This is a genomic window from Portibacter marinus, from assembly GCF_021533195.1.
Lineage (GTDB): Bacteria > Bacteroidota > Bacteroidia > Chitinophagales > Saprospiraceae > Portibacter > Portibacter marinus.
In genome coordinates, this window is record NZ_JAJNKB010000007.1 from 177101 (window position 1) to 198955 (window position 21855).

Annotated in this window: 22 protein-coding genes; 14 read left to right on the top strand and 8 right to left on the bottom strand. The window is 39.7% G+C overall.

The window, feature by feature from the left end; translation table 11 throughout:
- The 9 genes from L2567_RS15770 (at position 1) to L2567_RS15810 (ending at position 11297) form a co-directional block, all read left to right on the top strand.
- Entirely contained in the window at positions 1-1257 is a 1257-nt protein-coding gene (locus L2567_RS15770; protein ID WP_235298768.1) for a hypothetical protein, read from the top strand.
- A 41-nt stretch (positions 1258-1298) separates the two neighbouring features.
- Entirely contained in the window at positions 1299-2345 is a 1047-nt protein-coding gene (locus tag L2567_RS15775; RefSeq protein ID WP_235298769.1) for a sialidase family protein, read from the top strand.
- Between the two features lie 324 nt (positions 2346-2669).
- Positions 2670-3920 carry an efflux RND transporter periplasmic adaptor subunit gene (locus L2567_RS15780; protein ID WP_235298770.1) on the top strand — a complete coding sequence of 417 codons (1251 nt, stop codon included), beginning with the start codon at positions 2670-2672 and terminating at the stop codon, positions 3918-3920.
- Positions 3920-5455 (top strand): TolC family protein, encoded by a 1536-nt coding sequence (locus L2567_RS15785; protein WP_235298771.1) that lies wholly within the window; start codon positions 3920-3922, stop codon positions 5453-5455. Before L2567_RS15780 ends, L2567_RS15785 begins: the two co-directional genes overlap by 1 nt.
- Positions 5456-5457: 2 nt before the next feature.
- Positions 5458-6123: an ABC transporter ATP-binding protein gene (locus L2567_RS15790; RefSeq protein ID WP_235298772.1), complete on the top strand. Its 666-nt coding sequence runs from the start codon at positions 5458-5460 to the stop codon at positions 6121-6123.
- Positions 6124-6141: 18 nt separating this feature from the next.
- Positions 6142-7476, top strand: a complete 1335-nt coding sequence (locus L2567_RS15795) for an ABC transporter permease (protein WP_235298773.1) — start codon at positions 6142-6144, stop codon at positions 7474-7476.
- Positions 7473-8642 (top strand): ABC transporter permease, encoded by a 1170-nt coding sequence (locus L2567_RS15800; RefSeq protein ID WP_235298774.1) that lies wholly within the window; start codon positions 7473-7475, stop codon positions 8640-8642. The genes L2567_RS15795 and L2567_RS15800 overlap by 4 nt, the downstream gene beginning before the upstream one ends.
- Positions 8643-8656: 14 nt before the next feature.
- Positions 8657-10024 carry a sigma-54-dependent transcriptional regulator gene (locus tag L2567_RS15805; protein ID WP_235298775.1) on the top strand — a complete coding sequence of 456 codons (1368 nt, stop codon included), beginning with the start codon at positions 8657-8659 and terminating at the stop codon, positions 10022-10024.
- Positions 10008-11297 (top strand): sensor histidine kinase, encoded by a 1290-nt coding sequence (locus L2567_RS15810; protein ID WP_235298776.1) that lies wholly within the window; start codon positions 10008-10010, stop codon positions 11295-11297. Before L2567_RS15805 ends, L2567_RS15810 begins: the two co-directional genes overlap by 17 nt.
- Here L2567_RS15810 and L2567_RS15815 read toward each other — a convergent pair.
- Positions 11294-11860 (bottom strand): hypothetical protein, encoded by a 567-nt coding sequence (locus L2567_RS15815; RefSeq protein ID WP_235298777.1) that lies wholly within the window; start codon positions 11858-11860, stop codon positions 11294-11296. The genes L2567_RS15810 and L2567_RS15815 overlap by 4 nt on opposite strands.
- Positions 11861-11910: 50 nt before the next feature.
- Here L2567_RS15815 and L2567_RS15820 point away from each other — a divergent pair, with 50 nt between their 5' ends.
- Positions 11911-12744 (top strand): DUF6503 family protein, encoded by an 834-nt coding sequence (locus L2567_RS15820; RefSeq protein WP_235298778.1) that lies wholly within the window; start codon positions 11911-11913, stop codon positions 12742-12744.
- 137 nt (positions 12745-12881) lie between these two features.
- On the top strand, positions 12882-13199 hold the full coding sequence (locus L2567_RS15825) for a hypothetical protein (RefSeq protein WP_235298779.1): 318 nt from the start codon (positions 12882-12884) through the stop codon (positions 13197-13199).
- A 70-nt stretch (positions 13200-13269) separates the two neighbouring features.
- On the opposite strand, the gene L2567_RS15830 is transcribed toward L2567_RS15825, so the two are convergent.
- The 7 genes from L2567_RS15830 to L2567_RS15860 all read right to left on the bottom strand — a co-directional run bounded on the left by L2567_RS15830 (position 13270) and on the right by L2567_RS15860 (position 20339).
- The gene (locus tag L2567_RS15830; RefSeq protein WP_235298780.1) at positions 13270-13650 is read right to left on the bottom strand and encodes a DUF4174 domain-containing protein; all 381 of its coding nucleotides are present in this window, start codon (positions 13648-13650) and stop codon (positions 13270-13272) included.
- 43 nt (positions 13651-13693) lie between these two features.
- On the bottom strand, positions 13694-14542 hold the full coding sequence (locus tag L2567_RS15835) for a phytanoyl-CoA dioxygenase family protein (protein ID WP_235298781.1): 849 nt from the start codon (positions 14540-14542) through the stop codon (positions 13694-13696).
- 148 nt (positions 14543-14690) lie between these two features.
- On the bottom strand, positions 14691-15659 hold the full coding sequence (locus L2567_RS15840; protein ID WP_235298782.1) for an AAA family ATPase: 969 nt from the start codon (positions 15657-15659) through the stop codon (positions 14691-14693).
- A gap of 106 nt (positions 15660-15765) precedes the next feature.
- Positions 15766-16476: a M15 family metallopeptidase gene (locus L2567_RS15845; protein WP_235298783.1), complete on the bottom strand. Its 711-nt coding sequence runs from the start codon at positions 16474-16476 to the stop codon at positions 15766-15768.
- 183 nt (positions 16477-16659) lie between these two features.
- Positions 16660-17397: a DUF6090 family protein gene (locus tag L2567_RS15850; RefSeq protein ID WP_235298784.1), complete on the bottom strand. Its 738-nt coding sequence runs from the start codon at positions 17395-17397 to the stop codon at positions 16660-16662.
- A gap of 163 nt (positions 17398-17560) precedes the next feature.
- On the bottom strand, positions 17561-19669 hold the full coding sequence (gene ligA / locus L2567_RS15855) for an NAD-dependent DNA ligase LigA (protein WP_235298785.1): 2109 nt from the start codon (positions 19667-19669) through the stop codon (positions 17561-17563).
- A gap of 112 nt (positions 19670-19781) precedes the next feature.
- Positions 19782-20339, bottom strand: a complete 558-nt coding sequence (locus L2567_RS15860; RefSeq protein WP_235298786.1) for a 1-acyl-sn-glycerol-3-phosphate acyltransferase — start codon at positions 20337-20339, stop codon at positions 19782-19784.
- 127 nt (positions 20340-20466) lie between these two features.
- Between L2567_RS15860 and L2567_RS15865 the strand changes: the two genes are divergently transcribed.
- From L2567_RS15865 to L2567_RS15875, 3 genes are read left to right on the top strand one after another with little or no spacing between them, the layout of a single operon-like run.
- Positions 20467-21003: an RNA polymerase sigma factor gene (locus L2567_RS15865; protein ID WP_235298787.1), complete on the top strand. Its 537-nt coding sequence runs from the start codon at positions 20467-20469 to the stop codon at positions 21001-21003.
- Positions 21000-21413: a hypothetical protein gene (locus L2567_RS15870; RefSeq protein WP_235298788.1), complete on the top strand. Its 414-nt coding sequence runs from the start codon at positions 21000-21002 to the stop codon at positions 21411-21413. Before L2567_RS15865 ends, L2567_RS15870 begins: the two co-directional genes overlap by 4 nt.
- Entirely contained in the window at positions 21410-21844 is a 435-nt protein-coding gene (locus L2567_RS15875; protein WP_235298789.1) for a hypothetical protein, read from the top strand. Before L2567_RS15870 ends, L2567_RS15875 begins: the two co-directional genes overlap by 4 nt.
- Positions 21845-21855: the final 11 nt, after the last annotated feature.

The following is a 21855-nucleotide window of genomic DNA, read 5'->3' on the forward strand; positions in this document are numbered from 1 at the left end:
ATGAGAGATAAAACAAGAAGTGGATGGTTTGTGATGGTACTGTTATCTATTATCTTTTCATGTAATTCTCATGAGAACATTACCTTCACAGAATCCGAATTAAACATTATAGAAACACCCTCAAAAGTGGGTGGAGAGCCCAATCTCTATGTATCACCTTCCGATCATGTGTACTTATCCTGGGTGGAATATGCCGACGATACTACAGACGTCTTATTGTTCTCTAAACTCCAGGACAATGTCTGGTCGAAGCCCAAAGAGATTGCAAGAGGTGGAAATTGGTTTGTAAACTGGGCGGATTTTCCATCCTTAATTGCCTTTGGCAGCAATGATCAGGAAATGATGGCCCATTGGCTTCAAAAAAGTGCTGCGGGAACTTTCGATTATGATGTAAGAATATCCTTATCTCATGACGGGGGTGAAACCTGGGAGGATTCTTTTGTTCCTCATCGAGACTCGCTACCTTCTGAACACGGATTCGTAAGCATGGTCCCCTGTAGTGATTCATCAACTATGGCCATTTGGTTGGACGGAAGGAAAACAGTAGGCGAAGGGATGGATGATCATGAAGGTGGACATGGGCATCATGGATCAATGACACTCAGAGGTGCAGTTGTTGATGTCAAAGGAGCACTTTCCTACGAAGAAGAATTAGATTCGAAAATTTGTGATTGTTGTCAAACCAGTGCAGTGAAAGTCGGAGACGATATTCTGGCGGCCTACAGGGATAGATCGGAGGAAGAAATAAGAGATATTTCAGTAGTCAAATGGTCTGATGGTCAGTGGTCTAATCCTGTTAATGTTTCCAAGGACAACTGGAAGATTGCAGGATGTCCGGTCAATGGACCTTCATTAGCTGCGTACAATGATAATGTTGCATTGACATGGTTTACAATGGATGGAGAGCAGGCCAAAGTAAAACTCGCTTTTTCGAGAGACTCCGGGGATCAATTTGGGAAAGCTATTAGGGTCGATGACGGCAATCCGATGGGTCGTGTGGATGTGGTGATGCCTTCCGAAAAGAAGGCCATCGTTTCATACATCGAAAGGAATGATGAAGGAGCTGTTTTTAAGATCAAGTCAATAGATCACCAAGGTGTTATCGATCACGAGATGACCATCTCTGATTTTGATGCCTCCAGATCAAGTGGATTTCCACGGATGGTTCGATCCAGTGATCAACTGATTTTCGCTTGGACTGCTGTGGATAGTAGTACAACTTCTGTAACTTCGGCAATCCTGAACATGATGCCCTAATTATGAAAATGAGGATTAATGTGAAAAATAAGTTATAAAATATGAAGTACACTGCTACTACCGTCTTGATATATTTAATGATGGTTTGCTCAATCGCTGCGCAGGACTTCGAATTGCTTTTTGATTCTGAGGATCTGGATAAAGGCTGTTACAGAATCCCAGCAATTGCTACAGCCAATAACGGACATGTTTTGGTGGCAATTGATGAGCGAGTAGGGAAGTGTGATGATCTGCGATCTCATGAAGATATCAATATTGTCATCAGGCGTAGTTTTGATCATGGAAAAACATGGCAGCCATTAGAAAAAATTATTGATTTTCCTAACGGCCAATCTGCTTCTGATCCTTCTTTCATCGTAGACCATCACAAAGGTGCTATTTTCCTTTTCTATAATTATATGGATGTTCTTGACGAGCCTAATCAATACTATTTCCACATGACTAAGAGTTTGGATAACGGTGCCACCTGGACCAAACCTATAGACATAACCCCACAAATATCAAAAGATTCCTGGGCTAAGGATTTTAAATTTATCACTTCTGGAAGAGGTATTCAGACCAAACAAGGATGGTTACTTCATACGCTAGTGCATCTTGAAAAAGGCGCCTTTGTCTACGGAAGTGTCGACAACGGAGAAGCATGGAGCCTGATGAGTGGTGCTCTCTCCCCGGGCGATGAATCTAAAATCGTGGAATTAGATGATGGTCGATGGATGGTAAACTCCAGGGTGAATAAGGCAGGCATGCGCTGGATTCACATCAGTAATGATCAAGGTAAAACATGGATTTCTGAACAGGATCCTAACTTAATAGATCCATCCTGCAACGCCTCCCTTATCAATAAAAATGGCATGCTATATTTCTCCAATGCCTTTGACAATAAGGAGAGAAAAAATTTGTCGCTTCATAGAAGTGCTGACGCAGGCCAATCCTGGCAGGAAATCGAATTAATTTACAATGGTCCTGCCGCATATTCTACTATGGATTTTCTAAATACTGGAGAAATTGGGATTGTTTTTGAAAAAGATAACTATACAGAAGTTGTATTTAAATCTATTTCACTCCAAAAGAAAAAGGATAGAAATTAAGCTACCCTCTACGACCTTATAACCACCAATCTTCAAACTTTCAAGCTTGCTTTTTATACCAACAGAAATGCATCCTTGTCTTAATTTCTTGATTCAATTCCAAATGATGTGAACATAAGAAAACTTACCTGTCCATCTTATAAAATCAATATACACCAATTATAAATCGGACACCGCCTGTCCGAAATCGCACAATATATATTAAAGAATAATATATAAACTATACATAATCAGTAGTGTAAATGGTGGCATGTCAATTGGCATTATATATAACAAGTCGGATGATTGATGAAAGTTTCGACCAACTATAATCTTAGATCTAACATGGATAGAGAAATAAACAAACACGAGAGATCTGCTGGTAAACTTTGGCAAGTGCTAAAGTGGATTCTGATCGTAGCGGTCCTGGGTGCTATTTTTTATTGGGGAAGAAATGCCTTGAAAAAAACCGGGGCAATGGATGATTTTTACATAGCTGTGGTAGAAAAAGGAGACATTCAAAACACACTCACCGCTTCTGGAATCGTCCAACCCTCTTTCGAAAGGGAAATCAACGCTCCTGTCAATACCGAAATTAATCAGGTAGTGCTTCCAAAAGGAACCGTTGTCGAGAAAGGCCAACTTATCATGAATCTGGACCAGGAATTTACGCAATTGGAATACGAGAGATTATATGACGAGTTGGAATTGAAGGAAAATAATCTTGACAAACTGAAACTTCAATACGACAAGGAGCTTAAGGATTTGGATTATGAGGATCAAATAAAGGCTTTAAATCTGAGCCAACTAAGGGCACAGGTTAAGGACCAGGAAAGATTGGTAGAAGTTGGCGGCGCTACCGCTGAAGAATTAGAGCAAGCACGCTTGAGATTACAAGTGGCAGAAATTGAAAAACTCATGCTTGAAAACAATCTCGAGTATACCCGCAAAGCCAATGTTAAGGAGAAAAGAAATCTTGAATTAGAATTTACCATACAGCAAAAGCGCTTGCAGGAACTCAGAAGAAAATTGACAGAAACAGAAGTTAGGGCACCATTAGATGGGGTCATTACCTGGATTTTAGAAGATGTTGGAAGGACAGTTAGTCAGGGTGAGCCACTGGTTCGAATTGCTGACCTGGATAGTTATGTGGTCGAAGCCAGCACCTCTGATCGAAACTCTGAAAAGATCAATGTGGGCATGCCGGTAAACGTAAGGATCAACAACAATATCTTGGAAGGCACCATCAGCAATGTGCTTCCTGCAGTGGAAAACAACACGGTAAAATTTATCGTCGAGCTGGATAAAAAAGACGATGAGTCTCTTAGACCTAATATGAGGGCTGAGGTTTTCCTGATCACCGATCAGAAATCAGATGTTTTCAAAATCAAGAACGGTGCAGCATTTAATGGAGCCACCAATCTAGATGTCTTTACCATCGAAGGTGACGAAGCTAGGAAGATCAGAATCACCAAGGGACTAAGTAATGCAGACTATGTAGAAATCGCCAGCCCCAATGTTCGAGTAGGTCAGCGGATTATCATTTCAGATACAGAGGAGTATGAACACTTAGAACAATTTAAAATCAACAAGTGATGAAAGCAGAAGAGTGTAAAATGGGTTTGCTATGTCAATGGTTGACTGGCTGTTCGAAGAGTGTCGGATTGATCACTTTTATTTTGGTGACCATTTTCAGCAACCATGTCAGCACACAGGACGATGTGGTCACCTTCGACCAAGTACTGGAGGCTGCAAGAAATGGTAGCTTTCTGTCGGTAGATGCCACACAGCAGAAGGAAATGGCCCAATTAGATTATGAAATCTTTAAAACGCGGTTAAAACCTAGCATTTCGTTAGATGGAAGAGTCCCCGGTTTTTTTAGCTCTTCCTCAGCGATCACTCAACCTAATGGCACCATTGAGTTTCAAAGAATTTCACAAAACAATGCCAGCCTCTCCCTATTCGCCCAGCAAAATATTCCACTCACAGGCGCCAGATTATTCGTTCAGTCAGATCTTCAGAGATTCGACGATTTCACACTCAATAATCGACTTTATAACGGGATACCATTAAGAATCGGGATCAGCCAACCCCTTTTCGGATTCAATCAGATTAAATGGGACAGTAAGTTGGCTCCGGTCTATTTAAACGAAGCTGAAACGCAATACAACTTTGACCTTGAAAACACACAGTTTCAAGCTACATTTCTTTATTTCCAGGTCATCATCGCGGAAGAAAACAGCAAGATCGCTTTGCTTAATACTGAAGTAAATGAAAACCTGATTAAAATAGCGGAACGCAGACTGGAACTGGGCAAAATTTCAGAAGATGAAAAACTTCAATTACAGATTGAGCTGGAAAATGCCAGGACGAATCTCAGAACTTCGAATTACAACCTACAGGCAGCTAAGAATAATTTAGCAACCTTTCTCTATTCCAGTTCAACTTTTGGAAATAGCAATAATTCCATTGACATAAGCAATTACACCTTTATCATACCAGAACCTCTTCAGGAAATAATGATTGACGAAGATAGAGCTGTACGGATGGCACTCAAGAATCGACCAGAAATCATTGCTTACGAGCGTCAAATTTTGGAAAGTCAGAGAAATATGGCACAGGTTAAGGCACAGACCGGACCACAAATGAGCCTGTTTGCGAGTTTCGGACTGGCCAGAGGATCGAAGAACTTAGAGCAAATATATGCCGACCCATTTACAGAACAACAACTGAGTCTAAGTTTCTCCATTCCGATCGTGGACTGGGGAAGGCGAAAATCTACGCGTAAGCAAGCAGAGATCCAGTTGCAAAATACCCTGGCCAACATCAGCCAGGACAAAATCGAAATTGAAAACAATACCAAACTTAAAGTTCGTGAATTTCTGATGTTGCAACAAGCAGTTCAAGATCAGGAAGCCATCAGAGCAATGGCCGACAAAAGATTCGAGATTGCCAATGAGAGGTACATTCTGGGGGCCATCAGTATTACAGATTTCACATTGGCGCAAAGAGAAAAAGACCAGACCCGAAGAAATTATATACAGACCCTGAGTAATTACTGGAATGCATATTACTCGCTCCGATTACTCACAGGATTTGATTTTGCTAAAAATGAACAAATAACTTATTGATTATGATATCACTACAAAATGTTTCGAAAGTTTACCGAACGAAAACCATTGAAACAACAGCATTGAATAATATCAACCTTGAAGTACCTAAAGGTGAATTTCTAAGTATTATGGGGCCTTCAGGATGTGGAAAATCCACCTTACTGAATATCATTGGTTTACTGGATGAACCTTCTGATGGAGCTGTCATTGTCGCGGGACAAACCGTTCAAAAATACAGTTCGAAAGCTACTTCCAGATTTAGAAATGAGAAGCTGGGCTTTATATTTCAGAGCTTTCATTTGATTCCTGATCTCAAGGTGATAGATAATGTAGAATTACCACTTTTATACAGAAACGTCAGTGGAAAGGAAAGAAGGCGATTGAGTGAAGAAGCATTGGAATCTGTAGGTTTAAAAAACAGAATGAACCACTTTCCTAACCAGTTGTCTGGTGGTCAGAAGCAGCGGGTTGCCATCGCCCGAGCCATTGTAGGTAAACCTGAAATTATTCTGGCAGATGAGCCTACCGGAAACCTGGACAGTGTGATGGGTAATGAAGTGATGGACATACTGATGAAACTTAACAAGGAAGGACAAACCACCATCGTCATGGTAACTCATGATGAGAATATGGCTCGAAAAACCAACAGGTTAGTGAGATTATATGACGGAAGCCAAATTCAATAATCTTTAAAACCACAACACATGTTTAAAAATTATCTACTGCTTGCCTGGAGAGTTTTAGGCAGAAAAAAATTCTTCACCTTCATCAGTTTATTTGGAATCAGTTTTACACTGGGCATCCTGATGGTCATCATATCATTTCTTCAAACAGAACTTGGAACAGATCAGCCCTGGACCAACAGAAACAGAATGGTAATGTTTGGAATGATCGAAATGAGAAATGTAGTTCCAGATACTACTTTTCTTATTGACTCTACCCTGGTAGATGGCGTTATGGCTTATGACACCACTAAATCTGTAGGTGAAACCAGCAACTCCACAACGATCAGTTCACTGGGAGGCCGATTCCTCGAAAACCATTTCAGGGACCTGAAGTATGCAGAGAACGAAACTTTTTACATACCAGGGGTATCTTATAATGCTTATGTAAATGATTCTAAAATAGTACTTGACTGTTATTACACCGATCCAAATTACTGGGAAATTCTGGATTTTAATTTTATAGAAGGACGGCCCTATGACCAGGATATGTTCGACAGAGCGGAACAAGTAGTCGTGATTACAGATAAAATAGCGAATGAATACTTTGGTACCGATGAGGATATCGTAGGACGAGAGATCAAGATGGATGGCAAAAACCACAAAGTGATCGGTTTGATTAAAAAACCCCTTTCTTCATTACTGAATGGTGATGTATGGGCCCCCACCACACTTTTAGCCAATTACCTAGGGGATATAGATCGGTATACAGGAGGATACCGATCTTATTTTTTAGCCCGATCCAAAAGTGATGTAACCAAGTTGCAAGCTGAAATAGAAGCCAAAGAAGATGAAATACCATTAGACATCATCGAAGACTATAATCAGATGTTTTTAGAAGATAAAACTGGAAATATGTTCCAGGCATTTGCAAGGAACCTCATTCCATTCAATGAGCCACGCAGAGCAGGAAGGGCACTGAGTATCATCCTGATCGGTTTCATCACTTTATTCGTTCTCTTACCGACCTTGAACCTGATCAATCTCAACGTCAGTCGCATCATGGAACGGTCTTCGGAAATTGGCGTCAGGAAAGCATTCGGTGCAAGCAAAGGAAATATTCTAGGTCAGTTCATTTTTGAAAATGTGATCTTAACGATTATCGGTGGTTTTATAGGCCTGGGGCTAGCTTCACTGCTTATTTATTTTATAAACAGTGCCAACTTACTTGAATTTCTGAAGCTCACTGTGAATTATAAGTTTTTCATCATCAGCTTTATTATCGTCATTCTCTTCGGTATTATCTCCGGATTTTTACCGGCGTATCGTATGTCAAAAATCCATATTGTTAACGCTCTTAAATCAAATAAACTATGATATCGCATATTCTCAAACTGATATGGAATAAAAAAAGTAACAACAGCCTTCTGATTATAGAAATCTTTCTTTCATTTCTTGTGCTTTTCGCCGTTTTAAGTTATGTGATCTACAATACCGATCGGCTTTCGATTACCACTGGTTTTGAGACAGAAAATAGATGGCTGATTTATTTGGATAGAAACAATGATGGTATGGATTCGACTGCTATCGCAGAAATGAAAACGACTTTAAAAAGAGAATTGCGCGCCATGCCAAACATAGAAGCGGTCTCCTTCACTAATGGCGTGGGACCATATAGCAATAATACCTGGCAGTCCAGCTCAGATGATATGGGCTTCGAGATTTTTTCCAGATATGTCTATGCAGATGAAGATTTTGAAGAAACCATGGGAATAAATGTAATAGAGGGCCGATGGTTTGAAGAAGACGATGTAAATGCAACTTATGAACCTATGATCGTCAATGAGTTTTTTATGAATGAGTATTTTCCAGACAAGTCTATGGTGGATTCAATTATCCTTTTTGATGGAGATAAAAGGGTGGTTGGTGTCATAGATGATTACAGATATAATGGAATTTTCGAAGAGCCGGTTTCCACTTCATTTTTTCTGCAACCACATACAGCTGAGAGAGCATCGATTGTGTATTTGAAACTTTCTCCAAATACTCCGAAGACATTTGAAGAAGAAGTGAGCAAGACCGTAGAAAGTATTACCAAGAGCAGCAGCTTTGTTATTCAGGATTTGTCAGCGATGGAAAGAAGGAACAGCCGTGAAACATGGATACCTATGATTGCCTTATTATCTATCAGCGGATTTCTTTGTATCAATGTAGCTCTGGGATTGTTCGGAGTGCTTTGGTACAACATCAATAATCGGCGATCTGAAATAGGATTACGTAGAGCATTAGGAGCAAGTAGACAGAGCATCGCATCTCAGTTTACAGGTGAAGTTCTGATGTTGACTGTTTTAGCAGTTTTGGTGGGAATATTTTTTGCGGTGCAAGTCCCCTTATTAAAGCTAATTGATATTCCTCCTGTGATTTTTTATAGGTCCATGTTGTATTCTGCCCTCATCATTTTAACAATAGTAGTGATTTGTGCACTTTATCCATCTGCTCAGGCATCACGCATACAGCCTGCAACAGCATTACACGAAGATTAGTAAATTAGCATCACATGAGCCCATATAGAATTCTTGTTGTTGACGATGATAGAACAGTTTGTCAAAGTCTTAAATTTCTACTCAGCAAGAGGGGGTTTGAAGTCAATGTGGTACATTATCCCACAGATGTGGCAGAATCACTTGAAGCCTTTAAACCTCATGTGATTTTATTAGACATGAATTTTACCATCGAGACTTCGGGCAGACAGGGATTGGCTCTTTTAAAAAGAATCAGAGAACAACAGCCCGAAGTTCTTGTCATATTGATGACGGGTTGGGCAACAGTTCAATTAGCGGTGGAAGGCATGAAACTGGGTGCCAAGGATTTTATTGCAAAACCATGGGATAATAAAGAAATGATCTCGGCCATAGAATCTCTCATTACCATTTACGATCCTAAAATTTCGGTGTCAAAATTAGAGGAGGAAGACATATCAATGGTCGGAAAGCACCCTGATTTTTTGGAAGTGCTGGAAATGGCAGAAAGGGTAGCACCCACAGAGGCTTCTGTCTTAATTTTGGGAGAAAGTGGAACCGGAAAAGAGCTTTTGGCAGAAGCTATTCACAAGGGAAGTAAGCGGAAAGATCATGTTTTCGTTAAGGTGAATCTCGGCGGAATTTCAGGTTCTTTGTTTGAATCTGAAATGTTTGGGCACAAGAAGGGTGCATTTACAGGAGCAGTTGCAGATCGGGAGGGTAGATTCCAGAAAGCACATAAGGGTACCATTTTCCTGGATGAAATCGGAGATTTAGAAATGGATCACCAGGTGAAACTGTTGCGGGTGCTGCAGGAAAAATCATTCGAAGTGTTGGGTTCCAGCAAACCCATCCGATCCGACTTCCGGGTGATCAGTGCGACAAACAAAGATTTGCAATCTATGGTATTTGATCGTCATTTCAGAGAGGATTTGTTTTATAGAATTAATCTCATCACTTTATATCTACCTTCCTTAAATGAAAGGCCTTCTGATATTCCTATCTTAGTCCGGCATTTTATGGCGAATATGGCCGATCTTTATGAAATGGATATCCCTATTTTAGAAGATGGGGTCTTAGAATGGTTGAGTACACAGACATATAAAGGCAATATCAGAGAATTAAAAAACAAGGTAGAAAGAACCGTATTGTTAAACCTGGATAAAAAAGTCATCACGACCAAAGATTTCAAAGATCTAAAGTTGCGAAATACAAAATCAAGTGTTGTGAATCTACCCAGAGTGGGTGAGGTCAAGTTGGACGAAATGGAAGAACACATGATCAGACAAGCACTTTCCTTTCACGAAGACAACATCAGTAAGGCCGCCAGATCATTGGGAATTACCCGAAGTTCGCTCTATCGGCGTTTAGAAAAGTACAATATAGAGCATGAGTCTCAAAGCTAAATATTTCACACTCATTATCTTGTTGCATGTTGCTTTAACAGTACTTCTTTATCTCTTTCTTCAGGACAATAAATGGTGGTTTGTTTTATCAGAGCTTTTCATCTTAATATCGCTGACCATATCCATTCGGTTATTTAAAACCATTAATTATCCTTTTCAGCTTTTGAAATCAGGGAAGGATACCATGTCCGAAGAAGATTTTACCATTAAGTTTAACGAAACAGGAACAAAAGAGTTGGACGACCTGATCGTGGTTTACAATAGGATGATAGACCAATTGAGAAAGGAAAAAACCAGAACTGAAGAACAAAGTTATTTTCTGGAAGACCTGATAGAAAATTCTCCATTGGGTATGCTGATCATGGATTATGACAGAAAGATTGTGATCGCTAATCAAAAAGTGAAGCAAATTTTAGAAGATGGTGATTTGATCAACAAACAATTGGAAACGATAGATCATCCACTAGCAGCGGAGATTGCCAAAATGGAAATTTTTCAGGAGCAAATCATCGCCATTGACGGCTTACACAAGTATAAGTGTAAGTTACATCAATTGATTCACAAAGGATTCCCAAGGCAGTTTGTTATCATTGAAGAGTTGACCAGTGATCTCCTTGAAGCTGAGAAGCAAGCTTATGGAAAGGTAATAAGGATGATGTCGCATGAAGTGAATAACAGCATGGGAGCAGTGAATTCCATATTGCAGAATGTTAGTGATTTCGCGCTTAGCGAAGAAGAAGATCAGGAATACAGGGATTATTTAGAAATAGCGATTGAGCGTAACCGCAAGCTGGGAAAATTTACCGACAATTTTGCAGAGTTCATTCGTCTAGCTAAACCATTGCTGGTAAAGATTGACCTTAATGCTTTGTTGGAACAATTGGTAGATTACCTGAAGTTAAGTGCTGGTGAGAGAAGCATCGAAATAGACTTGCGGACTTATCCTGAACCCATTCTAGTGACTGTTGATAAGATTCAGATGGAACAAGTCATTAGCAATATTCTGAAAAATGCTTTTGAGGCGATTGGTTCGAATGGAGCGGTGAGAATAACAACTCAACCTGAGAAACCACAGCTTGTAATAGCAGATAATGGTGAAGGAATAAGTGATGAGGAGGCTTCTCAGATTTTTACTCCTTTCTTTTCGACAAAGCCGGATGGTCAGGGCATCGGACTGATGTTAATCCGTGACATTTTGAACAATCACCAGGCTGAATATCGATTGTACACGGATCAGGGGGATGGGTGGACCAAGTTTGAAGTGGGGTTTTAAAAGAAAGTCTCTTCACCGTCTATAATCACCCTGTTCAGCCCTGACTCAGGTCTTACCTGCCCTTGCTCCTGAACAATTCCTATGCCTGGTGCCAGAAAAATGCTGAACTCATCATCTATTGCATCCGGAAAGTCGTAATAAAAATGATAACAATTCTCAAAAGTATGGTTCGAGGTCTCCAATCTATAATTCTTATCCTGGATTTCAGCCTTATATTCAAACTCAGTGTCTGGAGTAAAAGATAATTTCCAGTGCTTGCCCACTCTTTTTTCTAAGTCAAACAGCAAGTACTCATGACCATTGCCTGTGGTTTTATAAATCTTATTCCTTTCATTACGATAATAAGAAGTGTCAGTTCCAGTGTCATAGCTTTCAATGAATCTAAAATATTCTTTACCATTTATGGTCTCCTTTACGTCAATAAGAACCTGAAGTCCTTTAATATAATCCCACTCGTTGCCTACGTGAAGGGGGAAATAATCTGCGGCAGCTTCGTCAATCTCTTTTGTACAAGAGATTAGAATGATAAGAAATGCGAATTGTAGTATAAAGATGTTTTTCATACTACTAAAGACGAATACATTCATAACTTCGTTGGTGCAACCACTAAAATATGACTCTTTTAAAAATTTCAGGATGGTCGAAAATGGTGATGATTATTTCGGCAGCTGTGATGTTTAGTGCGGCAACATTGACCTACACACCCATACCTCTACATTTAAAACCGGAAAAACTGATCGCTAAAATGGAAGAAGCCTTGGGCGGCAAAGAGCGTTTTTATAATATGCTAGATGTACAGTTCGATTATGTTTTTGAATATGTAGAAAGTGGTAAAAAAGATATATCAGAGGAGCGTATGATCTTTGAAGGTGAACAAACATGGGCCAGGTATACTACTCACAGTGCTATTGTTTCACCCGATGTAGAAGGTGAAGTGATACATACGCTGATCAACCATCAACCCTACGTTTTTATCGATGGCCAGCAAGTCGATGATGAACGGTCGCTGAAATCTTGCGCAAGCATCCGAAAGGCCAATTACTATTGGTTCACCATGATGTATAAGCTCAGTGATCCGGGTGTTCTGCTTTCCGCTGAGGGGCATGAGAAAATCGGCGATGTCTTGTATCACAAAGTAAAGGTCAGTTACGATCCTGATGAAGTGGGTAAAGAGGACAATGATACCTATTTACTTTATCTTAATAGTGCAACCCATCTGGTAGACCAATTTCATTTTGCGATGCCAGAGGATGGGTCCTATATGGGTGTCAAGGTAGAGGTGGAGTATGACACTGTAAATGGCCTAAAAGTTCCGGCGAAGAGGTCTGCTTATATGCCTGATGAGAATGGCAAATATTCTACACAGCCTAGACTGATACAAACGTCTACCAATTTTCGGTTTAATAACGGATTTAATGTGAAGGGATGGACTATTGATCAGAAGTAAGCTCTTGACAATCTTACATTTTATCAGATGTACTAGTGATGACTTCTCAGCCCATTTTTTTCGGTTCCGTTTGTTAAATTTTTCAATGAAATGATCCAAATGCTCACCTTTAACGTATAATATGGAAAAGTAAAGCGATGAAAAAAGCAATTCTAATGATTTTATTTGCCACAGGCACGATGTATTCCTATGCTCAATCAGTTTCTTTTACTTTGCATAATGAGACTTCACAAAGCATTCCACTAAAAATTCCAGGGGTAATGAATCCTAATCTCAGCCCGTTTTCTGATAGTGGAGTAAGTCTAAAAATTGGCCAAAAGGTTTACTTTAAATATCTTGGAAAAAAAGTGTTGTTATTAACTGCACATGAAAACCTGGAAGGTAAAAAATTAAATGTTGGTGCTTTGATCAATAAAAGGAAAGAGGAGATAGATTCAAAGCGCACACATCATTGATACAGATAACCTTCTTTATTAATCATACAATTGATCTCAGTAGAGATTGGGGTCGTTTGTGAATTCAATTTTACCAACCTTTATCTCTTCTCATTTCTGCTCGCCTCATGGGCATTTTGTCAATGGTCTTAAAGATGTCATCAGGCTTAGTGACAGCTTTATATCGCTCTTTAACACTGCCATCTAACCCTATCAATATCATCTCGAAATTTCCATTATTTTTTTTGTAATTATTGTAAATACTGCTATCTGGTATGGTATTTTTTTCTTTTAGGCCAATGGATAACTGGTTCGCCCTGGCCGTGTAAACCAATAACTTACGGTCTTTCAATCCGTCTTCATGGTCCTGCAAAAACTTCATTTGTTTCTGATAAATATCAGTTTCTTGATCGATCATCAGCACTAATATGCGGTTCTCCCATTGATGTTTAGATAAGTCTTGTGCTTTCATTGTTAAAATGTTTGGTAGTACCAAACTTAAGATGATGAGGTGTTTATACAATCTCATTCCAATTTATCTTGTCGTTGTGTGAGTGCGTGAAACCCATTGCCCGCTCTTCTTTAATGGTTTTTTCATCCCTGTAAGCCACTACGTAAGTCTTTCGCCAGCCATTACTGGTGTTTCCACCGGAACCATGAACAATTCGCTCATCGTGAATGGTAAGACTTCCCCTTTTCACTGGTAAATAAACAATTTCATCAGTAGGTTTCATGTCAATGACCAAGGTATGAGAATCTTCTCTATTGACCTCACTGGAATGAGCAACTGCACCCTTAGGTCGATGCCCTCTTAATTTTTCTTCTTTGTTGCTCCCCGGGACCACTTGCAAACAACCATTTTCTAAATCTGAGTCAGTTAAAGCAAGAGAGAAAGTAGCTGTCCATGTATTTTTAGTCTTGGGCCAGTATCCAAGGTCCTGGTGCATGGCAAATTCCGCCTTTTCTTTCGAAGGTTTTTTGGCCAGAAATTGTTCATAGTCAATGGCAGCCTTGCCCTCTGGATAGAGTTGATCTGCAATATTTTGTGAAATTTGGTGAAAAATATTGTTTTTCAATTCCGGTCTGTAATGGCTTGGAAGCATGGCATTAACCAATTGGAATTCTTCGAAAGGTGTACCATAAGGTTGACTCATATCACAAAAATCCCTTTCCATTCCGGGTTGTTTTCCCATGATGAAATGCTCAAACCATGGATCAATGGTTGACATTTCTTCCTCTGTAAGCACATCATTTAAGACCAGGTAGCCAACATCTCGATAACGCTGTATTTCTTCACTTGTTAAAAGATATTGAAGGCCTCCGCGTCTATGTTTGCCTGAATCGGGATTGGTTATCTTTTTCATTTGAGCAGAGATTTCAAGTAATTTAACGAATTCTGTTGAAAACGAAAATCAGAAATAAGTGAAGTTAAGAGGGATGAAGTCCATTAATAAGCAATACCGCCTGTAGTCCTGTATATAAGGAACAGGAATTAAAACTAAATCATAATAATTACATCAATCCCTTGATGATGTCCTCCTCGGTGATGCCTTCTGCCTCAGCCTTGTAGTTACGCACGATTCTATGCCTCAATACATAATTGGCAATGGCCTGAATATCACTGATATCGGGAGAATATTTTCCATGGATCGCCGCATGACACTTGGCTCCCAATACCAAATATTGAGATGCCCTTGGTCCAGCTCCCCAGGAAATATAATTGTTGACCTCCTCTGTGGCTTTCGGGCCGCCAGGTCTGGTTTTTCCAACCAATCCTACAGCGTATTCGAGCACATTATCAGTGATCGGAATTTTTCTGATCAGGTTCTGGAAAAATAAGATTTCTTCCGCAGAAACAATGTGATTCAAAGTGATGTTCTGGACAGCTGTGGTAGCTTTCACCACCTGCAATTCTTCTTCATAAGAAGGATAGTCCAATGGTATATTGAACATAAATCGGTCTAACTGTGCTTCTGGCAAAGGATAAGTTCCTTCCTGCTCAATCGGGTTTTGAGTAGCTAGTACAAAGAAAGGGCGCGGAAGTAAATGTCTGTCGCCACCGATGGTCACTGACCTTTCCTGCATGGCCTCTAAAAGAGCGGCCTGAGTCTTAGGTGGCGTACGGTTAATTTCATCTGCCAGCACTATGTTCGAAAAGAGAGGGCCTTCTAAAAATTTGAACTTACGATCGTCGTCTAATATTTCAGAGCCGGTGATATCCGACGGCATTAAATCCGGCGTGAATTGTATTCTCTTAAATTCCAATTCCAGCACTTCAGCTATCGTACTGACCAATAAAGTCTTGGCCAGACCCGGAACACCCACCAATAAACTATGCCCATTACTAAATAGAGAGATGATGACGGCCTTGACAACTTCCTTCTGACCTACGATTACCTTAGCGATTTCATCAGATAATGCGTTGAAGGATTTTGCTAAGTGATCCACTGCTTCGACTTCCGACTTAAATTCTAGCGCCATTTTTTTCTTTGATTTTAAGATTTTTCGTTTGCGATTATCAATCTACCCGTGTTTAACGAGCCCAAACTTGAAATTGTTTCGCAATATAGGTTTCTCGAATGACATACTATAGACAATCCCACTCCCAATCGGCGATTTCATAGCTTCCATCGACGAATGAGAAATGCCACCATTCAGTTCTTATTCCTTTAAATCCGTATTTGTCCATCAAGTCGTTAAGTAATTTTCGATTTCTCAATACGTTTTTGGGAAGGTCCAGATTGTCAGTATGCGCCTCTTTTCCGAAGAAGTCGTACTCAGTGCCCATGTCCAGATAGTTGCCGTCACCATCCATAATGCTTAAGTCGATCGCAACACCTCGATTATGCATCGAACCCTTCGCAGGTGGTGTAACATATGAGGCATTGGGTACTTTATCCCATAATTTTTGTTGGACAGGTTTAGGCCGATAGCAATCGAATAGAACAATTTTATGGTTGATCTGAGCCAATGATTTAGCTACTTTTTGAAGTGCTTTGCCGGCTTCTGCTCTGAGATAACACTTGCCACACTCATACATTTTTTCTTCAACAAAATTATTATCGGTCGCGTAGCGAATATCCAAATGAAAGTAGTCGTTTTCTGTAAATTGGAACCATCCTTCCCGATCTTCGACTGGAAGATTATTTAGTCTTCTTTCCAGATCATTGTTTTCCTTCTTAGTGGTCCCTATTATGCGACCAGGATCAGGAGATGAAGCAGATTTGTCTTCACAAGAAGTCAGGAAGGTGAAGAGGATTATAAATGACAAGAAGTAGGAATAATGAATTTTTCTCATTTCAATCGATACGCTATATGATTTGCAATAATAAAGCTATTTCTATTTATAAAATTAGAAGACCACTTAATTTTGCCCTTAGACCATTTGAATAGGGAAGATCATTGTTGAATCCAGCCCGAAAAATTCTTCATTCTCCTTATCGGGTGCGACTTTGCCAATAGTTGGCTAAATCACTGCCTACTATTCATCATCAATCTCTTGACTGATCATCTCAATGGTCTGTTCTATCTCTTTCTGTACATCAACCATTATAAAATTAGTAAATATATGTAATACGGCTCTGACCGTCTTGAGATCGAAAATATAGTTTGGATCAGTTTGTACCTCTAATGTTTTCACTGGGAGGATGTAGCCATCGCTTCTATCTTTTAGGTTTTTATATTCAAAGCCATGGTCTGCAAAAGAATTTCGAAATCGACTTTTTATTAATTCAAAGTCTTGTTGCCACCAATTGATATTTTGATATTCCATTTCATATAAGTTTGAAATTTGATTACGAAGGTTATCATTTTTCACAATTTGTAAGCCAATCTGTTGTAAGGTCTCGTAGGGTGCACCCTTAAACATCATGATACGATTGAAAACAGAATGCAAAAAATGAAATCCAAGTGAATCATGATAATCGATTTTCCCATCTACCCAATCCACTAAGATATCCTGACTGTTGATACTTATTCGTTGAAATGCGATGGCATCTTTAATTTGGGTTAAATCATACTTTAGCCCATTTCTAACTTCACCCAGTAGATCTTTTTCCAGAACTCTTAATTTATTGGCCTCATTCAAGTTATTAATCTGCAATGCAATTAAAATGCCTATAACTACCAGAAAGATTTCACCAATGGCATAGAGTAAATATTTACTGACCTTATTTTCAGTCAATAGCTTTCGTCGAATGGTTCTAAAGAATTTGATCATTGGTTTTTTGGTTAGGTTAATAAAGAACTGTGTCGTGAATTTTCAATCCACATCAGATATATGCGGTGTTCACTTTAAGATAGGCAAAGTTTGACCATACTGAACGGTAGAGATAAAATTTTATCATTTTTAAGTTTGGGTTTTAATTGCCTTTCCTCTCGAATTAAACTCTTCCCACGATCTCTATAAACTCCACCTCACTCCAAATTTTTACAGTGCCTAACGCTTCCGCTTTCTTCAATTTCGAACCCGCTTTTTCTCCAACGACTAAAATATCCAAATTGGAACTAACCGCACTTATATTCTTGGCACCGGCTTCTTCGGCCATTAGTTGTGCTTCCTTTCTGGTTAACTGTTCCAAGGTGCCTGTAAACAATATTGTTTTTCCTGCTAACGGAGCGTCAGCAGCTACTTCTTTCGGTTTATCCTCCTCAGTTTGAAAAAGATTGACGCCATATTCTTCCATGCGTTGAAGCATCTCAACATTGACCTCATCGTCAAAAAAAGCTTTAACGTTTTCGGCCACTACGGGCCCAATGTCTTTGATACTCGTGAAGTCTTCTATGGTCCAGGTTTTGAGGTTCATCACATGTGCGATTTTTTCAGCGATCACTTTGGAGGCTTTACGTCCGAGGTGATGAATGGCCAGACTGTTCAACAGGCGATGAATCGGATTATTTTTTGCTTTTTCTACTGCTTCCTTAAGCTTTGTAGCCGATCGTTGTCCGAAACCTTCTAATCGTGATATGGCTTCGTAATCCAAATTATAAATATCAGAGATGTCTTTTAACCAGCCTAGTTCATAAAAACGCTCAACATAGGAAGCACCGAAACCATCAATGTTCATTGCATCCTTAGAAACATGATGGATCATTCGCTGAATAACTTGTGCCTCACACGCAACATTGACACATCTCCATACAGCTTCGTTTTCCGGCCTAAGCAACTCGTGATTACAAACCGGACAATGGGTAGGATAGACGACCGCTTCTTCTGAACCATTTCTCAATTCAGGGAAAGACTTAACAATATAGGGAATAACGTCACCGGCCCTTTCGACTAAGACTGTATCTCCGATCCTGATGTCTTTCGACTTGATAAAATCTTCATTGTGAAGCGAAATGGATGATACCGTCACGCCTGCCAATTGGACTGGAGTAATTTTTGCCACCGGCGTAACAGCACCGATTTTGCCTACCTGGTATTCCACCCTTTCCAGCTTAGAGGTTGCTTGTTTCGCTTTGAACTTATAGGCAATGGCCCATCTGGGGTGGTGCTGAGTGGACCCGCATTTTTCTTGCAGCTCAAATGAATTGACCTTGACCACCATGCCATCGATTTCGTAAGGATACTCTTCTCTGATTTCCTGCCAATGCTCACAAACCTTAATGGCCTCCTGAATGTTGGAGCACAGCTTTCGCTCCTGTTGCGGTATTTTAAAACCGAGTGTGGTCAGCTTGTCAAGACTGTTCATGTGGGTGCTCAATTCGGGAATCATATCATTGCCTTGATCGTCCACCGCATAACCAATTTGAAAAACAAAAGTCTCTATCTTTCTTTCTGCCGTCTGATTGGCATCTTTGGTTCTGAGTCCTCCGGTAGCTGCATTTCTTGGATTGGCAAATAGAGTTTTATCTTCTTTTTCTCGTTCCTCATTTAACTTGATAAAAACATCCTTTCTGATCAGTGATTCACCTCGCAGCTCTGCTTTCTGAATGCCTAGCTCAGAGAATGCCGCTCTTAGTGGAATAGAAGTCATGGCTTTCGCGTTCGCGGTCATTTCTTCACCTTCTGATCCATTTCCACGTGTAGCTGCCCTGGCTAGCAAGTCGTTTTCATAAACGAGAGCTATACTTCCCCCATCAAATTTTGGTTCAACCGTATATTCAATGGGTCCATCTTCGATTCCTGTCAACTTTCTGATCTGACGCTCAAAGTCTTGCAGGTCTGCAGCATTATATGAGTTGTCCAAAGAAAGCATGGGCACCAGATGCACTACCTTAGGAAAGTCAGACTTTAGATCGCTGGAAACCCTTTGAGTAGGCGAGTCTGGTCTAATCAGACTTGGGTTTTCATGTTCAATTTTTTCAAGGGATTTGTATAAGGTATCATATTCAAAATCGGAAATCACAGGATCATTCTGAATAGCATATTTCCACTCATGAAAATGGAGCACTTTGATTAATTGATCGAGGTCTTCAACCTTGATGTTGCTTTTTAAAAGCTTTTGCGTTTGATCGAAGAGCACTTTGCTTTCGGCTGTTGAATACATACTGGACAATTTGAAGGGGAAAATAGTAAAAAGGTGAGAAATGAAACTTTAAAATGGAGCAGTGCGGCAAATTATCAATCTCATAAGGACACTTGTATTTACATGACGATAGTTATATGAAACTATTTTCAGGAACTTTACCCTTAACTCCTCTAAAGAAATCTTCAACGATAGACATGTCTTTGTCAATGTTGCCTGTGGGATGTAATGGTTCGCTCCATCTGACGATCTTGTTTTCAAAATCGAAGGCGCACATTTGTATAGGTACATTAGCTTTTAAGGCGATGAAATAGAAGCCAGTCTTTAGTTTTTCCACCCTTTTGCGCGTTCCTTCCGGAGCAAGACAAAGATTAAAGCGCGCTCTTTTCTTGTAGATTTCTGCAATGGCGTCAACGAACTTATTTTTTTTAGACCGATCTACAGGTACTCCACCGGTGGCTTTGAAAAACCAACCAAATGGTGGTTTGAAAAGTGAGGCTTTACCGACGTAGTTGATATCGGCTTGCAATCCGGAGCGTATTAAGACACCTAGAGGAAAGTCCCACCAGGAAGTATGCGGAGCAGCAATGACTACTTTCTTTGGTAAATGAAACGCATATTCACCCTCGACTTTAAAGCCCCAGACTTTGTGCAAAAGAAATTTGCTGATGGATTGTGAGATTTTCCCCATCCGGTAAAAGTAATTAATTTGAATCGATAGTATCCGAAAGACTGAATGATTTAAAATGGTAGTTTCATGTACAGCGTTAAACCTTATGATGATCATTGAGTCTAATTATAGCAAGCAGAAGTCTTAGATGCTGAACGAGGAGCAGATTATTCAAAATATTCAGAGCAATATTGATGTCGATGCAGGCTTCAGGCAGCTTGTAAATGCCTATAAAGAAAGAATTTATTGGCATATTCGAGGAGTGGTATCAACCCATGAAGATGCAGTAGATGTGATGCAGAATACCTTCCTCAAAGCTTATAGAAATATAAAAAAGTTTAATGCAGATGCTAAGTTTTATACCTGGCTTTACAGAATTGCCACCAATGAGAGCATTAATCTTTTGAAAAAGAGTAACCGATACAGGAACGATGATTCTGAAAATATGTTGAACCATAAAGAGGCTGATGTTTATTTGGATGGTGATGAGGCGGTACTGATCTTGCAAAGGGCGATTGAACAGCTGCCTCATAAGCAGCGATTGGTTTTTAATATGAAATATTTTGATGAAATGACTTATGATGAGATTTCCGAAATACTTGAGACCTCTGTAGGCGCTTTAAAAGCCTCATTTCATCATGCAAAAAATAAAATTGAAGCATTTGTAAAACAGCAAAGCTTATGAAGAATAAATGGAAAGATCCAAGGTATGCTATGAAAGCCCCGGAAGGTTATTTCGAAGATTTTGAAAATAAGCTCATGAATACCATTGGCAAGGAAGAGCCAAAACTTAAGATATGGCGTAGTTCATGGGTTGGTGCTGTTGCTGCTGTGATGTTGTTGATCATTATTGTCCTTTTTGTAGTCCAATGGAACAGTGAGAAGCAACGTGTAGACTTTGCAGAACTCACATTAGAGGAAAATTGGGATTACTTATTGGAGTACACGGACGAACTGACTTTTGAGGATTTTGATGCATTTGAGGAAACGGAAGAAGCGTTGCAATCGCTGGAACAGGAATTGTATGGTTTTGCGAACGGTGAAGAATTTCTCAACGAAATTGATTTAGAAACTATTGAAATACTTTACGAATGAAAAAGTTAATCATCATCATATTATTTTGCGGGATCAATGTCAGTCTTTTTGCACAAAGAGATGATGTGGATAGGCGACAGGAATACGAGGCCTTAAGAGTGGCATATATAACGGACCGACTCGCGTTCACTCCAAAAGAAGCCCAAGACTTTTGGCCCATTAAAAATGCCTATGAAGCCCAAAACGATGAATTAAGAAAGCACATTCGCAGACCAGAAAGGGAAGAAATGACTGAAAGTGAAGCCTTAGCATATCTGGACAAAAGAATGAAAACTGAGCAGGAGATGTTGGATCTCAAAATAGACTTTATAAAGGACCTCAAGGAAGTTCTTCCCGCCCAGAAAATCGCTATGCTCTTCGAAGTAGAACATGAGTTTAAAAAACGCATGATCAAAAGTATCAGAGATAAGCGTCAAGGTAAGAGGCATTAAATAAAGGATTT

Coding starts and splice junctions, on each gene's coding strand:
- L2567_RS15770 (WP_235298768.1), top strand. CDS start 1: ATGAGAGATAAAACAAGAAGTGGATGGTTTGTGATGGTACTGTTATCT.
- L2567_RS15775 (WP_235298769.1), top strand. CDS start 1,299: ATGAAGTACACTGCTACTACCGTCTTGATATATTTAATGATGGTTTGC.
- L2567_RS15780 (WP_235298770.1), top strand. CDS start 2,670: ATGGATAGAGAAATAAACAAACACGAGAGATCTGCTGGTAAACTTTGG.
- L2567_RS15785 (WP_235298771.1), top strand. CDS start 3,920: ATGAAAGCAGAAGAGTGTAAAATGGGTTTGCTATGTCAATGGTTGACT.
- L2567_RS15790 (WP_235298772.1), top strand. CDS start 5,458: ATGATATCACTACAAAATGTTTCGAAAGTTTACCGAACGAAAACCATT.
- L2567_RS15795 (WP_235298773.1), top strand. CDS start 6,142: ATGTTTAAAAATTATCTACTGCTTGCCTGGAGAGTTTTAGGCAGAAAA.
- L2567_RS15800 (WP_235298774.1), top strand. CDS start 7,473: ATGATATCGCATATTCTCAAACTGATATGGAATAAAAAAAGTAACAAC.
- L2567_RS15805 (WP_235298775.1), top strand. CDS start 8,657: ATGAGCCCATATAGAATTCTTGTTGTTGACGATGATAGAACAGTTTGT.
- L2567_RS15810 (WP_235298776.1), top strand. CDS start 10,008: ATGAGTCTCAAAGCTAAATATTTCACACTCATTATCTTGTTGCATGTT.
- L2567_RS15815 (WP_235298777.1), bottom strand. CDS start 11,860: ATGAAAAACATCTTTATACTACAATTCGCATTTCTTATCATTCTAATC.
- L2567_RS15820 (WP_235298778.1), top strand. CDS start 11,911: ATGACTCTTTTAAAAATTTCAGGATGGTCGAAAATGGTGATGATTATT.
- L2567_RS15825 (WP_235298779.1), top strand. CDS start 12,882: ATGAAAAAAGCAATTCTAATGATTTTATTTGCCACAGGCACGATGTAT.
- L2567_RS15830 (WP_235298780.1), bottom strand. CDS start 13,650: ATGAAAGCACAAGACTTATCTAAACATCAATGGGAGAACCGCATATTA.
- L2567_RS15835 (WP_235298781.1), bottom strand. CDS start 14,542: ATGAAAAAGATAACCAATCCCGATTCAGGCAAACATAGACGCGGAGGC.
- L2567_RS15840 (WP_235298782.1), bottom strand. CDS start 15,659: ATGGCGCTAGAATTTAAGTCGGAAGTCGAAGCAGTGGATCACTTAGCA.
- L2567_RS15845 (WP_235298783.1), bottom strand. CDS start 16,476: ATGAGAAAAATTCATTATTCCTACTTCTTGTCATTTATAATCCTCTTC.
- L2567_RS15850 (WP_235298784.1), bottom strand. CDS start 17,397: ATGATCAAATTCTTTAGAACCATTCGACGAAAGCTATTGACTGAAAAT.
- ligA (WP_235298785.1), bottom strand. CDS start 19,669: ATGTATTCAACAGCCGAAAGCAAAGTGCTCTTCGATCAAACGCAAAAG.
- L2567_RS15860 (WP_235298786.1), bottom strand. CDS start 20,339: ATGGGGAAAATCTCACAATCCATCAGCAAATTTCTTTTGCACAAAGTC.
- L2567_RS15865 (WP_235298787.1), top strand. CDS start 20,467: ATGCTGAACGAGGAGCAGATTATTCAAAATATTCAGAGCAATATTGAT.
- L2567_RS15870 (WP_235298788.1), top strand. CDS start 21,000: ATGAAGAATAAATGGAAAGATCCAAGGTATGCTATGAAAGCCCCGGAA.
- L2567_RS15875 (WP_235298789.1), top strand. CDS start 21,410: ATGAAAAAGTTAATCATCATCATATTATTTTGCGGGATCAATGTCAGT.